At 66.6% G+C, this 11,222-nt stretch carries 14 protein-coding genes; 8 read left to right on the top strand and 6 right to left on the bottom strand.

Annotated elements, in window-relative coordinates; genetic code table 11:
• The 8 genes from cobO to AT984_RS01565 are packed head-to-tail and all read left to right on the top strand — an operon-like array spanning position 1 to position 7,251.
• Positions 1-570: a cob(I)yrinic acid a,c-diamide adenosyltransferase gene (cobO, locus tag AT984_RS01600; protein ID WP_058718612.1), complete on the top strand. Its 570-nt coding sequence runs from the start codon at positions 1-3 to the stop codon at positions 568-570.
• A 5-nt stretch (positions 571-575) separates the two neighbouring features.
• Positions 576-1,508: an adenosylcobinamide-phosphate synthase CbiB gene (cbiB, locus tag AT984_RS01595; protein ID WP_082680275.1), complete on the top strand. Its 933-nt coding sequence runs from the start codon at positions 576-578 to the stop codon at positions 1,506-1,508.
• The gene (locus AT984_RS01590; RefSeq protein ID WP_058718610.1) at positions 1,505-2,539 is read left to right on the top strand and encodes a pyridoxal phosphate-dependent aminotransferase; all 1,035 of its coding nucleotides are present in this window, start codon (positions 1,505-1,507) and stop codon (positions 2,537-2,539) included. The genes cbiB and AT984_RS01590 overlap by 4 nt, the downstream gene beginning before the upstream one ends.
• Positions 2,536-4,005, top strand: coding sequence for a cobyric acid synthase (locus AT984_RS01585; RefSeq protein WP_058718609.1), 1,470 nt, complete (start codon positions 2,536-2,538; stop codon positions 4,003-4,005). The genes AT984_RS01590 and AT984_RS01585 overlap by 4 nt, the downstream gene beginning before the upstream one ends.
• Positions 4,002-4,814 (top strand): ABC transporter substrate-binding protein, encoded by an 813-nt coding sequence (locus AT984_RS01580; protein ID WP_058718608.1) that lies wholly within the window; start codon positions 4,002-4,004, stop codon positions 4,812-4,814. The genes AT984_RS01585 and AT984_RS01580 overlap by 4 nt, the downstream gene beginning before the upstream one ends.
• On the top strand, positions 4,814-5,857 hold the full coding sequence (gene cobT, locus AT984_RS01575) for a nicotinate-nucleotide--dimethylbenzimidazole phosphoribosyltransferase (protein WP_058722010.1): 1,044 nt from the start codon (positions 4,814-4,816) through the stop codon (positions 5,855-5,857). The genes AT984_RS01580 and cobT overlap by 1 nt, the downstream gene beginning before the upstream one ends.
• Before the next feature lie 30 nt (positions 5,858-5,887).
• The gene (locus AT984_RS01570; protein WP_058718607.1) at positions 5,888-6,688 is read left to right on the top strand and encodes an adenosylcobinamide-GDP ribazoletransferase; all 801 of its coding nucleotides are present in this window, start codon (positions 5,888-5,890) and stop codon (positions 6,686-6,688) included.
• Positions 6,685-7,251: a histidine phosphatase family protein gene (locus AT984_RS01565; RefSeq protein WP_058718606.1), complete on the top strand. Its 567-nt coding sequence runs from the start codon at positions 6,685-6,687 to the stop codon at positions 7,249-7,251. Before AT984_RS01570 ends, AT984_RS01565 begins: the two co-directional genes overlap by 4 nt.
• A 26-nt stretch (positions 7,252-7,277) precedes the next feature.
• On the opposite strand, the gene AT984_RS01560 is transcribed toward AT984_RS01565, so the two are convergent.
• The 6 genes from AT984_RS01560 to hisH all read right to left on the bottom strand — a co-directional run bounded on the left by AT984_RS01560 (position 7,278) and on the right by hisH (position 11,221).
• Positions 7,278-7,532, bottom strand: a complete 255-nt coding sequence (locus AT984_RS01560) for a YfhL family 4Fe-4S dicluster ferredoxin (protein ID WP_058718605.1) — start codon at positions 7,530-7,532, stop codon at positions 7,278-7,280.
• Between the two features lie 9 nt (positions 7,533-7,541).
• Positions 7,542-8,039, bottom strand: coding sequence for a pantetheine-phosphate adenylyltransferase (gene coaD / locus AT984_RS01555; protein WP_082679699.1), 498 nt, complete (start codon positions 8,037-8,039; stop codon positions 7,542-7,544).
• Between the two features lie 107 nt (positions 8,040-8,146).
• The gene (gene rsmD, locus AT984_RS01550; protein ID WP_058718604.1) at positions 8,147-8,782 is read right to left on the bottom strand and encodes a 16S rRNA (guanine(966)-N(2))-methyltransferase RsmD; all 636 of its coding nucleotides are present in this window, start codon (positions 8,780-8,782) and stop codon (positions 8,147-8,149) included.
• A 19-nt stretch (positions 8,783-8,801) separates the two neighbouring features.
• The gene (gene hisF / locus AT984_RS01545; RefSeq protein WP_058718603.1) at positions 8,802-9,581 is read right to left on the bottom strand and encodes an imidazole glycerol phosphate synthase subunit HisF; all 780 of its coding nucleotides are present in this window, start codon (positions 9,579-9,581) and stop codon (positions 8,802-8,804) included.
• A gap of 150 nt (positions 9,582-9,731) precedes the next feature.
• A complete protein-coding gene (gene hisA, locus AT984_RS01540) occupies positions 9,732-10,481 on the bottom strand; it encodes a 1-(5-phosphoribosyl)-5-[(5-phosphoribosylamino)methylideneamino]imidazole-4-carboxamide isomerase (RefSeq protein WP_058718602.1) in 750 nt (249 codons plus the stop codon).
• A gap of 92 nt (positions 10,482-10,573) precedes the next feature.
• Positions 10,574-11,221 carry an imidazole glycerol phosphate synthase subunit HisH gene (gene hisH, locus AT984_RS01535; protein ID WP_058718601.1) on the bottom strand — a complete coding sequence of 216 codons (648 nt, stop codon included), beginning with the start codon at positions 11,219-11,221 and terminating at the stop codon, positions 10,574-10,576.
• Position 11,222: the final 1 nt, after the last annotated feature.

The raw sequence follows: 11,222 nt of genomic DNA, 5'->3' as shown, positions 1-11,222 counted from the left end.
ATGCAAATCGAACAACCCCCAGTCGACCGCGAACGCATCATCCCCACTGCCGAGCGACGCGGCCTGATCCTGGTCCACACCGGCGACGGCAAGGGCAAAAGCACGGCCGCCTTCGGACTGGCCCTGCGCGCACATGGCCGTGGCAAGGCGGTGAAGATCTATCAATTCATGAAAGTGCCCAGCGCCCGCTTCGGTGAGCACCGCATGTTCGAACAGCTGGGCGTGCCCATCGAAGGCCTGGGCGACGGCTTCAGCTGGAAGAGCAAGGATCTGGAGCACAGCGCTCAGCTGGCCCGCGATGGCTGGGCGCGTGCGGCCGCAACGATTGCCGCGGGCGAGCATTTCCTGGTCGTGCTGGACGAGATCATGTACCCCCTGCGCTATGGCTGGCTGCCGCTGGAGCCGGTGCTGCAGGCCCTGCGCGAGCGGCCCGCCCATGTGCATGTGGTGCTGACCGGCCGCAACGCGCCGGAGGAGCTGATTGAGTTGGCCGACACCGTCACCGAGATGGCCCTGATCAAGCATCACTTCAAGGCCGGTGTGCCGGCCCAACGCGGCATCGAAGACTGATGAGCATGGCCCTGCTGCTGCCGCTGGCCATGCTGGCGGCCTTGCTGGTGGACCGCCTGTTTGGCGAACCGCCGGTGTGGGCGCATCCGGTAGTGGGCATGGGCGCTTATCTGCAGCGCGGCTCGCAGTGGCTGCAATCGCTGGGGCCAGCGGCCGGCTTTACGGCGGGGGCCTTGCGCTGGTGGCTGGGCGCACTCTTGGTTGTGGCCGCGACGGCGATGCTGGAGACCGGCCTGATCCGCGGCGTGGAGCCCTGGCAGGCCAGCGGCCGCATGCTGGGTTGCGCCCTGCTGCTGGGCTTGATGCTCAAACCCCTGCTGTCCTGGCGCATGCTGAGTGAGGAAGTGGCTGCCGTGGAGCTGGCCTTGCAGGATTCACTGGAGGCCGGGCGGGCGCGCCTGTCCCGCTTGGTCAGCCGCGACACCTCGGCGCTGAGCGCGGCGGAAGTGCGCGAGGCCGCCATCGAAACCCTGGCCGAGAACCTCAACGACTCGGTCGTGGCGCCGCTGTTCTGGTTCATGGTCGCGGGCCTGCCGGGCGCGGCACTCTACCGCTTCGCCAACACGGCGGATGCCATGTGGGGCTACCACGGCCGCTGGGAATGGACCGGCAAATGGGCCGCCTGGGCGGACGACTGGCTGTCATGGCTGCCGGCCCGCATTACCGGCCTGGCCTTGCTGAGCTGGCGCCTGCACTGGCTCACAAAGCTGCGCCGCGAGGCGCGAAAAACACCTTCGCCCAACGGCGGTTGGCCTATGGGCGCCATGGCTTTGCGCCTAAATCTGCGCCTGGCCAAGCCGGGAACTTACGAACTCAACCCCACCGGTAGCGCGCCCGACAGCAGCGCCATCGCCAGTGCCTACGGCCTGGCGTTGTCTGCCCTGCTGAAGTCGGCCGCGCTGCTGGCCTTTGGCGCTTTTGTGCTGAGGTTGCCATGAGGCTGAACGAGCATGGCGGCAGCGACGCCGGGCCCGCCGTGGCGCACGACTTCTCCAGCAACGCCAGCCCCTTGGGCCCGCCGCCGCAGCTGCTGGCGGCCGTGCTGGGCGCCGAGCGTGAGCGCTACCCGGACCCGGCCTACACGGCCTTGCGCGCGCAACTGGGCGCCGCGACCGGCGTCGGGCCCGCGCGCGTACTGCCCTGTTCCGGCGGCGCCGAGGCCATTCGCCGGCTCAGCCTGGCGGCGCTGCTGGCCGGCAGCCGCTGCGTCTGGGTGCCGCAGCCGGGTTTTGGTGATTACGCGGCGGCCACCCTGGCATTGAACATGAACGTGCGCAGCTACCGCAGCATCACCGAGCTCTGCCAAGGCCTGTCCGATGCTGACCTGGTATGGGTCTGCGAGCCCTGCAACCCCAGCGGCAGCACGCTCTCGAACGAAGACTGGCAAGCTCTGAGCCTGGCCCTGCAGGCGACCAAGGCCAGCCTGGCCATCGACCAGGCTTACGAGCCCCTGCGCCTGCACGGCCACAGCCAGCTGCCCGCCGATTTGGCGGCACAAGCCTGGCGCCTGCATTGCCCCAACAAGGCCTTGGGGCTAACGGGCGTGCGCGCTGCCTATCTGCTGGCGCCAGCTCAAGCTGATCGTCTGCTGGCGCACGCCCAGGCGGTGGCGCCCAGCTGGGTTTTGTCCAGCGAGGGCTGCGCCTTGCTGATGCACTGGCATAGCGAAGACACCCGCCGCCATTTGAGCGAGGTCAGGGGCGTGCTGCGCGGCTGGCAAGCGGCGCAGCAGCAGATGCTGGCCGAGCTGGATTGGCAACAAACCCCCAGCTGCAGCAATTTCTGGCTGGCCAGGCCCAGCCAGGCGCTTTGCCTGCAGCGCCTGCGCAATAACCACAACAACGGCGGCATCAAGCTGCGCGACGCGCAAAGCTTTGGCCTGCCCGACTGGGTCCGCCTGTCGGTCCAGCCCCCCGAGTCACAAGCGGCGCTGCGCGCAGCCCTGCAAGAGGAGTTGAAAACACAATGAGTCGCGCCAAAGCAGTCATGGTGCTGGGCACCACCAGCGGTGCGGGCAAAAGCTGGCTGGCCACCGCGCTATGCCGCTGGTATGCGCGCCAAGGCCTCAAGGTGGCCCCCTTCAAGGCGCAGAACATGAGCAATAACGCCCGTGTTGTGCAGGGCTTGCAGGGCGCCATGGGCGAGATTGGCTCGGCCCAATACTTCCAAGCCCTGGCCGCACGCCGCACGCCCGAAGTGCGCATGAACCCGGTCCTGCTCAAGCCCGAAAAAGACACCGCCTCGCAAGTGATTGTCTTGGGCGAGGTGGACACCGCCCTGACCGAGATGCCCTGGCGCGAGCGCAGCGAAAAGCTCTGGCTGCGCGCCCGCCCGGCCCTGCACGAGCTGATGGTGGAAAACGATGTGGTGGTGATTGAGGGCGCGGGCTCGCCGGCCGAAATCAATCTGCACGCCAGCGACTATGTGAACATGCGCACCGCGCTGGAAGTGCAAGCCGCCTGCCTGCTGGTCACCGATATCGATCGTGGCGGCGCCTTTGCCCATCTCTACGGCACCCACCAATTGCTGCCCGCGCATGAACGCGCTTTGATTCGCGGTTATGTGCTGAACCGCTTCCGAGGTGATGCCAGCCTGCTGGCCCCCGGCCCCGAGCAGTTGCAAGCCTTGACGGGCGTGCCCACCGTGGCGGTGCTGCCGATGTGGCGCGGCCACGGCCTGCCGGAAGAAGACGGCGTATTCGACGATGGCTGCACCGGCGGCGGTGGCCCGGGTATCATGAAGATCGCCATCATCGCCTACCCGCGCCTGTCCAACCTAGACGAATTCCAGCCCCTGCGCGGCCTGCCCCAGGTGCGCCTGAGCTGGGTGCGCGAACCTGCAGGACTGGTGGACGCTGACCTCATCATCCTGCCCGGTTCCAAGGCCGTGGCGGCCGATCTGGCCTGGCTGCGCGCGCAAGGCCTGGACCTGGCCGTGGCCCAACACGCAGCGGCCGGAAAAAAAGTGCTGGGCATCTGCGGCGGCCTGCAAATGCTGGGCGAAAGCCTGCTGGACCCCTTTGGCCTGGACGGCAATGCGCCGGGCTTGGGCCTGCTGCCCCTGGTCACCCAATTCGAGCGCGAAAAACTGCTGCGCCCTGCTCATCTGCGCTTCAACGCACTTGCCGAGCCGTGGGGTCAATTGAGCGCCGTGCAGGCCCAAGGTTATGAAATTCACCATGGCCGGACTGCACAACACCCCAGCCTGGCCCCGGCCCAGCCCGCCGTCTTGAGTGACAGCGGCGAGGTGATTGGCTGGCAAGCGGGCTCGGTGCTGGGCTGCTATGCCCACGGCCTGTTCGAGGACCCTGCGGTAATGCGCGCCCTGTTCGGCGCCGCCACGCCCAGCTTGGACTCGGTGTTCGAAGGCCTGGCCGACTACGTCGATCAACACTTTGCCCCCGGCGTGCTGGCGGGTTTACTGGAAGCGCCATGACTGAAGGGAAAAACCAAGGCCAAGCCATCCCGCAGCGCATCGCCTGCCTCTCCACCGAGGCGGTGGACACGCTTTACCGCCTGGGCGCGCAAGCGCATATCGCCGGCATCTCCGGCTACACCGTCTACCCGCCTGAAGCGCGCCAGGAAAAGCCCAAGATCAGCGGCTTTTCCAGCATGAAGCTGGAGAAGATCACGGCCGTGCAGCCCGACCTGGTGATTGGCTTTTCAGACCTGCAGCGGCCCTTGCTGGAGGAATGCGAGCGCGCCGGCCTGGCCACGTTGTGGTTCGACCAGCGCAGCCTGGCCGGCATCCACGCCATGGTGCTGCGCCTGGGCGAGCTGGTGAATCGGCAAGCGCAAGCCCTGACCCTCTGCGCCGAATTGCAGGCCCGCCAGGATGAGATCGCAGCCGCTGCGGCCCGCCTGCCACGCCGCCCACGTGTCTATTTCGAGGAATGGGACGAGCCGATGATTTGCGGCATCGGCTGGGTCAGCGAAATCATTCAGCTGGCCGGCGGCGAGGATGTGTTCGCCGAACGCGCCCAGGCCGGCTTTGCCAAACAACGCATCGTCTCGCCCAGCGAGGTGCTGGCCCAGCGCCCCGAGCTGATCCTCGGCTCCTGGTGCGGCAAGCGCTTCGCGCCCGACAAGGTGCTGGCGCGGCCCGGCTTTGCCGAGCTGGGCGCCCGCCTGATTGAAATCAAATCCGCCGACATTTTGTCGCCCGGCCCCACGGCCATCACACGCGGGGCCGGCCAGGTGTTGGCCGCCCTGCAAAGCCTCACCGAGTCCGAGCTCCAAGCATGATGCAAGACCTGATCCCCACCATCCCCTCCCTGGCCGACGCCGCCCTGAGCACGGCCCTGCAAGAGCGTATCGACGGCAAGACCAAGCCGCTGGGCTCGCTGGGCCTGCTGGAAGGCTTGATGCTGCGCCTGGGTTTGATCCAGGGCAGCCTGAGCCCGCAGCTGCGCGATCCGCAGCTGATGGTGTTTGCCGGCGACCATGGTCTGACGGCGCAGGGCGTGTCGGCCTTCCCCAGCGAAGTGACCTGGCAGATGGTGGAGAACTTTCTGGCCGGCGGCGCCGCCGTCAGCGTGCTGGCGCGCCAGCATGGGCTGGAGATGACGGTGGTGGACGCCGGCGTGGCCCATGACTTCGCGCCACGGCCGGGCCTGATCATCGCCAAGATCGCCAAGGGCACGCAGGATGCCTCTCTGCACAGCGCGATGAGCATTGACCAATGCGCCACCGCCATCGCAGCGGGCAAGAACCTGCTGCGCCAGCGCCCGGGGAATGCGCTGCTGCTGGGCGAAATGGGCATCGGCAATACCTCCAGCGCGGCACTGCTGCTGGCCCGCCTGAGCGGCGCCCCGATTGCCGAATGCGCCGGCCGTGGCACCGGCCTGGACGACGCCGGCCTGACGCGCAAAATCAGCGTACTGGACACCGTGCTGCAAAAACATGCGTACGCCAAAGAGCCTTTGCAGGCCCTGGCCGCCTTCGGTGGCTTCGAGATCGCGATGATGGTGGGCGCCATTTTGCAAGCCGCGCTGGAACGCCGCGTGATCGTGGTGGACGGCTTCATCACCAGCGCCGCCGTGCTGGTGGCCGCGCGCCTGCAGCCGGCCGTGCTGGAGCGCTGCGTGTTTGCACACCATTCCGAAGAACGCGGCCACAGCCTGATGCTGCAAGCCTGCGGCGCCACGCCCTTGCTGAACCTGGGCCTGCGCCTGGGCGAAGGTTCGGGCGCCGCCCTGGCTTGGCCGCTGCTGGAGTCGAGCTGCCGGATCATGAGCGAGATGGCCAGCTTTGCTTCCGCCGGCGTGAGCGAGAAGGAAGCGGCCTAATCACGCACGGCCTCGGATACGCTCGCCACCATGCGCCATCTCCTGCACCAAGTCCGCCTCTTCTTCATCGCCCTGCAGTTCTTCACCCGCTGCCCGGTGCCGGCCTGGGTCGGCTTCGAGCCGGCTTGGCTGCAGCAATGCGCACGCTACTTCCCGGTGGTGGGCACGCTGGTGGGCTTGTTTGCGGCGGCCGTGCTGTGGGCGGCCAGTTGGATTTGGCCGGCCAGCATCGCGGTGGGCCTGAGCATGGCCGCCAGCGTTTGGCTGACCGGCGGCTTCCACGAAGACGGCTGGGCCGATACCTGCGACGGCCTGGGCGGTGCGGTCAGCCGCGAGAAGGCGCTGCTGATCATGAAGGACTCGCGCATCGGCAGCTATGGCGCGCTGGGTCTGATCTTGATGCTCGGCCTCAAAGCGGCCGCGCTGCTGGCCTTGCTGGAAGCCGACCCCCATCTGGGCCTGGCCGCCCTGGTGTGGGCCCACAGCGCCTCACGCCTGGCGCCCGTCTGGCTGATGAGCGCCTCGGCCTACGCCGGTGACGCCGACCATGCCAAGGCCAAGCCTCTGGCCACGCAGGCCAGCAGCGGCACGCTTTACTTCGGCCTGGCCTGGCTGTTGTTGCTGAGCGGCTTGATGGCCGCGTACGACTCCGCCTGGGTGCCCGGCCTGTGCGCCGCCTGGGTGGCCGGTGGCGCGGCCACCTTGGCCATGCAGAGCTGGCTGGAGCGCCGCCTGGGCGGCTACACCGGTGACAACTTGGGAGCCACTCAGCAGATCGTGGAGCTGGTGATTCTGTTGAGCCTGCTGGCCCTGGTGGGCGTGTTCACATGAGTGGGCCGCAAGCCCCGGCACGCGTCTGGCGCCACCCCAAGCCCGAGGGCGCGGCCGGCCTGTGTGTGGGAGCGCGCAGCGACTTGCCGGTGCACTGGCGCCGCGCCAAACGCTTGGCCAGGCGCATCCAGGCCTTGGCGCGGCGGGAGCGCCTGCCGCACCGGGTCATCACCTCACCGCTGCAACGCTGCGCCAGCGTGGGCGCTTGGCTGCGCCGCTGGGGTTGGCAGCACCGCCGCGACGACGCCTTGCTGGAGCTGGATTTCGGCGCCTGGGACGGGCGCGCATGGGCACAGATCAGCCAGGCCGAGGTGGACGCATGGGTGAACAACTTCAGCGACCACGCGCCCGGCGGCGGCGAGTCACTGGCGCACATGCTCCAACGCGTGCAAGCCTGGCCCCTGCCGGCCGGCGCGCTGATCGTCAGCCATGGCGGCTGGATATTGGCCCGGCAATGGCTCAGTGAGCATGGCGATGCCCTGCCCCAAGCCGCCAGCTGGCCGCGCCCGCCGGGCTATGGCGAATGCCGGCAGTTTCAGCCAGGGCAAGTGTCAGGGGTTTGATGCTTGGCGGCGGCGCAGAGGCCGCTTCAGGCCTTCGCCGCCGTCAGCCGCAGATACTTGGCCATCAAGGTTTCCTGGCCTTCCACAAAGGCCGGATTGACCGGGATGCAAGCCACCGGACACAGCTGCACGCATTGCGGCTCATCGAAATGACCCACGCATTCGGTGCACTTGCTGGGCTCGATTTGGTAGAACTCCTCGCCCATCGAAATCGCTTCGTTGGGGCATTCGGGCTCGCATACATCGCAGTTGATGCATTCATCCGTGATCATCAAAGCCATGACGCCACCTCACTCACCCTTGATGCGCTCAAGCAAACGCTCGCGCACCGAAGGGGAAACAAACTTGGACACATCGCCGCCCAGGCTGGCGATCTCGCGCACAAAGGTGCCGGAGATGAACTGGAACTGATCCGAAGGCGTCAAGAACACCGTTTCCACATCGGGCATCAGCTGGCGGTTCATGCCGGCCATCTGGAATTCGTATTCGAAGTCGCTGACGGCACGCAGGCCGCGCACCACCACCTTGCCGCCATGCTCCACCACGAAGTTGCGCAGCAGGCCGCGGAAGGGAATCACTTCCACATTGGGGTATTTGGCCGCCAACTCGGTGGCGATTTCAAGCCGCTCTTCAATGCTGAACATGGTGCGCTTGTGATGGCCGGCCGCCACCGCCACGATCAGGCGCTCAAACAAGCGGCTGGCGCGACGCATCAGATCCTCATGGCCCAGGGTCATGGGGTCGAAGGTGCCGGGGTAAACGGCGGTGAGTACGGTGACAGAGGTCAAGGCAAAGGCTCCATTCGAGGTGGGCGATTATCCCCTGGGCCGGGCCAGGCCTGCGCGCTGGCTCGCGCATCACCCCTTGGCCAAGCGGGCGCCTTGCACCAAGTGGTTTAGATCGGCGCGCCCGAACGCTGCAAGAGCTGGAAGTGAACCGCACCCGCTTTGCCCGAGCGCAGTTGCTCCAGGCCCAGCTCAGCCGGGGCTTCGATCGGTTCGCCGGCTTCCAGATAAATGAAGCCACCCGGCGTCAGCAGCGGCACGGCGGCGGCCAAGGCGGGCAAATAGAGATCGAGGCCAAAGGGCGGATCCAGCAACACCAGCTCGAAGCGCGGTGCGGCATGGCGCGCCAGCCAAGCCAGCGAATCGGTGCATTCCACCCGCATATTGGTGGCTTTCAAACGCTCGCGGCTGCTGTTCAGGCTGCGGGCCAATTCGGCGTCACGCTCCAAGAGCACAACCTCGGTCGCGCCGCGCGAAGCGGCCTCAAAACCCAGGGCACCGCTGCCGGCGAAAGCGTCCAGCACGTGCCAGCCGTCAAGGTCTTGGCCCAGCCAGTTGAACAAGGTCTCGCGCACGCGGTCGGGCGTGGGGCGCAGACCTGGCTTGTCGGCCACCGGCAGCTTGGAACGCTTCCATTGCCCGCCGATGATGCGCACCTCGCGCGCGGCCATGCGCGGGCCGCCGGCCGCTTTTTGAGTGTGGGCGGCTTTTGCCTTGGCAGCGACGCTGGAACGGGGACGATTCATGATGAAGCTGGGCGGAGACTCAGAGTCGCACCGGAATGCCACGCGCCGCCATCAAGGCCTTGGCTTCGCCCACGGTGTGATGGCCGTAGTGAAAGATGCTGGCAGCCAACACCGCATCAGCGCCGCCGATCTGCACGCCATCGGCCAGATCTTCCAGCGAGCCCACGCCGCCGGAGGCAATCACCGGCACCGACACCGCATCACTGACCGCGCGGGTCAGTTCCAGATCGAAGCCGCTGCGGGTGCCATCACGGTCCATGCTGGTGAGCAGAATTTCACCGGCGCCGTACTCGGCCATCTGGCGCGCCCAGGCCACCGCGTCGAGGCCAACGTTCTTGCGGCCGCCGTGGCTGTAGATGTCCCAGCCCGGTCCGCGTGCGGCCAAGTCATCGCCCTGGCGGCGCTTGGCGTCGATAGCCACGACGATGCACTGCGCACCGTATTTTTCGGACGCATCCCGAATCACCTGCGGATTCGCAATCGCGGCCGAGTTGAAGGAGACCTTGTCGGCACCCGCGTTTAAGAGCCGGCGCACATCGGCCACCTCGCGCACGCCGCCGCCCACCGTCAGTGGGATGAAGACCTGGCTCGCCACGGCCTCGATGATGTGCAGGATCAGATCGCGCCCATCCGAGGTGGCGGTGATGTCCAGAAAGGTCAGCTCGTCGGCGCCCTGCTCGTTGTAGCGGGCGGCGATTTCCACCGGGTCGCCGGCATCGCGCAGCTCGGTGAAGTTGACGCCCTTGACGACGCGACCACCGGTCACGTCGAGGCAGGGAATGATGCGTTTGGCGAGCATGGGCTGTTCTTTTCTCGGGGCGGGGTGAAATCGCCCCATCACTTCAGGCGGATGATGAACGTATCAAGCGGACCTGGGCCCGCCGTTCATTGGACTAAAACTGAGAATCTGAGACTAAGAGGCGGGCGGCGAGAGAGCCGCCCGAAACACTCATTCCTCGCCGTCGACCCACTCGTCGGCCAGCTTCTGGCCGGCGGCCAGATCGAGGTCACCGGTGTAGATGGCGCGGCCGCAGATGACGCCTTCAACGCCCTCGCGTTCCACCTCGCACAAGGCCTTGATGTCGGCCAGATTGGACAGGCCGCCGGAGGCGATGACGGGGATCGTCAGCGCCTGCGCCAACTTGACCGTGGCTTCGATATTGACGCCGCTGAGCATGCCGTCGCGGCCGATGTCGGTGTAGATCACACCTTCCACACCGTAGTCCTCGAACTTGCGGGCCAGGTCGATCACTTCGTGACCGGTCAGCTTGCTCCAACCATCGGTGGCGACCTTGCCGTCCTTGGCATCCAGGCCCACGATGATGTGGCCGCCAAAGGCCGAGCAAGCGTCCTTCAAGAAGCCCGGGCTCTTGACAGCGGCGGTGCCGATGATGACGTAGCTGATGCCGCTGTCCAGATAGCGTTCGATGGTGTCGAGGTCGCGGATGCCGCCACCCAGCTGCACGGGGATCTCGTCCCCCACCTCGCGCAAGATGGCCTTGATGGCAGCCTCATTCACGGGCTTGCCCGCAAACGCGCCATTCAGGTCGACCAGATGCAAGCGCCGGGCGCCCGCATCCAGCCAGCGCCTGGCCATTGCGGCGGGGTCCTCGCCAAAGGTGGTGGAGTCGTTCATATCGCCTTGTTTGAGGCGAACGCAGCGACCGTCTTTCAGGTCAATAGCAGGTATCAGCAGCATGGCCGAGTGAGGTGGTGGGGATGAAGGGAAGTGGGAGGGAGCTGAGAAGGTGTCTGCGGCGCGGCCAAGAGTTGAGGCATTCTTGGCTAGGCTCAGGGCTTCCAGTGCAGGAAGTTTCGGTACAGGGCAAGACCCAGGGCAGCACTTTTCTCGGGGTGGAATTGGGTGGCGAAAATATTATCCCGGGCGACCGCGCAGGTAAAGCGCGCGCCGTAATCGCATTCCCCGGCGCTGTGGTGCGCATCTAACGGCGCGGCGTAGTAGCTGTGCACGAAGTAGAACCAGGACTGATCGGGCACACCCGCCCAGATGGCATGGGGCCGCGCTTGGCGAACCTGATTCCAACCCATCTGCGGCACTTTGTAGCGGCTGCCATCCGGCTGGATCTGACCCTCCAGCTGAAAGCGCTTCACCTTGCCGGGGATCAGGCCCAGGCCCGGCGTGTCTTGCTCTTCGCTGTGATCGAGCAGCATTTGCATGCCCACGCACACGCCCATCAGCGGCTTGCGGGCGGCGGCGTCCAGCACGGCTTCCTTCAAGCCGGAGTCAGCCAGCTCGCGCATGCAGTCGCGCATGGCCCCTTGGCCGGGCAGCACCACTCGCTCGGCGGCGTAGACCTGCTCGGGGTTGGCGGTGATCACCACCTCCAGGCCCGAGCCTTGCGCCACATGCAGCACGGCCTGCGAGACCGAACGCAGATTGCCCATGCCGTAATCAACGACGGCCACGGTTCTAGTCATG

Origin of the sequence: Paucibacter sp. KCTC 42545, from assembly GCF_001477625.1 — a bacterium.
Classification (GTDB): domain Bacteria; phylum Pseudomonadota; class Gammaproteobacteria; order Burkholderiales; family Burkholderiaceae_C; genus Paucibacter_A.
The sequence above is the reverse complement of the archived record's forward strand: the minus strand, read 5'-3'. Positions and strand labels throughout refer to the sequence as shown.

Excerpts from the sequence above, each read along its gene's own strand:
- AT984_RS01560 (WP_058718605.1), bottom strand. The coding sequence starts at position 7,532 with ATGGCTTTGATGATCACGGATGAATGCATCAACTGCGATGTATGCGAG.
- AT984_RS01565 (WP_058718606.1), top strand. The coding sequence starts at position 6,685 with ATGAGTGGGCCGCAAGCCCCGGCACGCGTCTGGCGCCACCCCAAGCCC.
- AT984_RS01585 (WP_058718609.1), top strand. The coding sequence starts at position 2,536 with ATGAGTCGCGCCAAAGCAGTCATGGTGCTGGGCACCACCAGCGGTGCG.
- hisH (WP_058718601.1), bottom strand. The coding sequence starts at position 11,221 with ATGACTAGAACCGTGGCCGTCGTTGATTACGGCATGGGCAATCTGCGT.
- hisA (WP_058718602.1), bottom strand. The coding sequence starts at position 10,481 with ATGCTGCTGATACCTGCTATTGACCTGAAAGACGGTCGCTGCGTTCGC.
- cobT (WP_058722010.1), top strand. The coding sequence starts at position 4,814 with ATGCAAGACCTGATCCCCACCATCCCCTCCCTGGCCGACGCCGCCCTG.
- AT984_RS01570 (WP_058718607.1), top strand. The coding sequence starts at position 5,888 with ATGCGCCATCTCCTGCACCAAGTCCGCCTCTTCTTCATCGCCCTGCAG.
- cbiB (WP_082680275.1), top strand. The coding sequence starts at position 576 with ATGGCCCTGCTGCTGCCGCTGGCCATGCTGGCGGCCTTGCTGGTGGAC.
- cobO (WP_058718612.1), top strand. The coding sequence starts at position 1 with ATGCAAATCGAACAACCCCCAGTCGACCGCGAACGCATCATCCCCACT.
- rsmD (WP_058718604.1), bottom strand. The coding sequence starts at position 8,782 with ATGAATCGTCCCCGTTCCAGCGTCGCTGCCAAGGCAAAAGCCGCCCAC.
- hisF (WP_058718603.1), bottom strand. The coding sequence starts at position 9,581 with ATGCTCGCCAAACGCATCATTCCCTGCCTCGACGTGACCGGTGGTCGC.
- AT984_RS01580 (WP_058718608.1), top strand. The coding sequence starts at position 4,002 with ATGACTGAAGGGAAAAACCAAGGCCAAGCCATCCCGCAGCGCATCGCC.
- AT984_RS01590 (WP_058718610.1), top strand. The coding sequence starts at position 1,505 with ATGAGGCTGAACGAGCATGGCGGCAGCGACGCCGGGCCCGCCGTGGCG.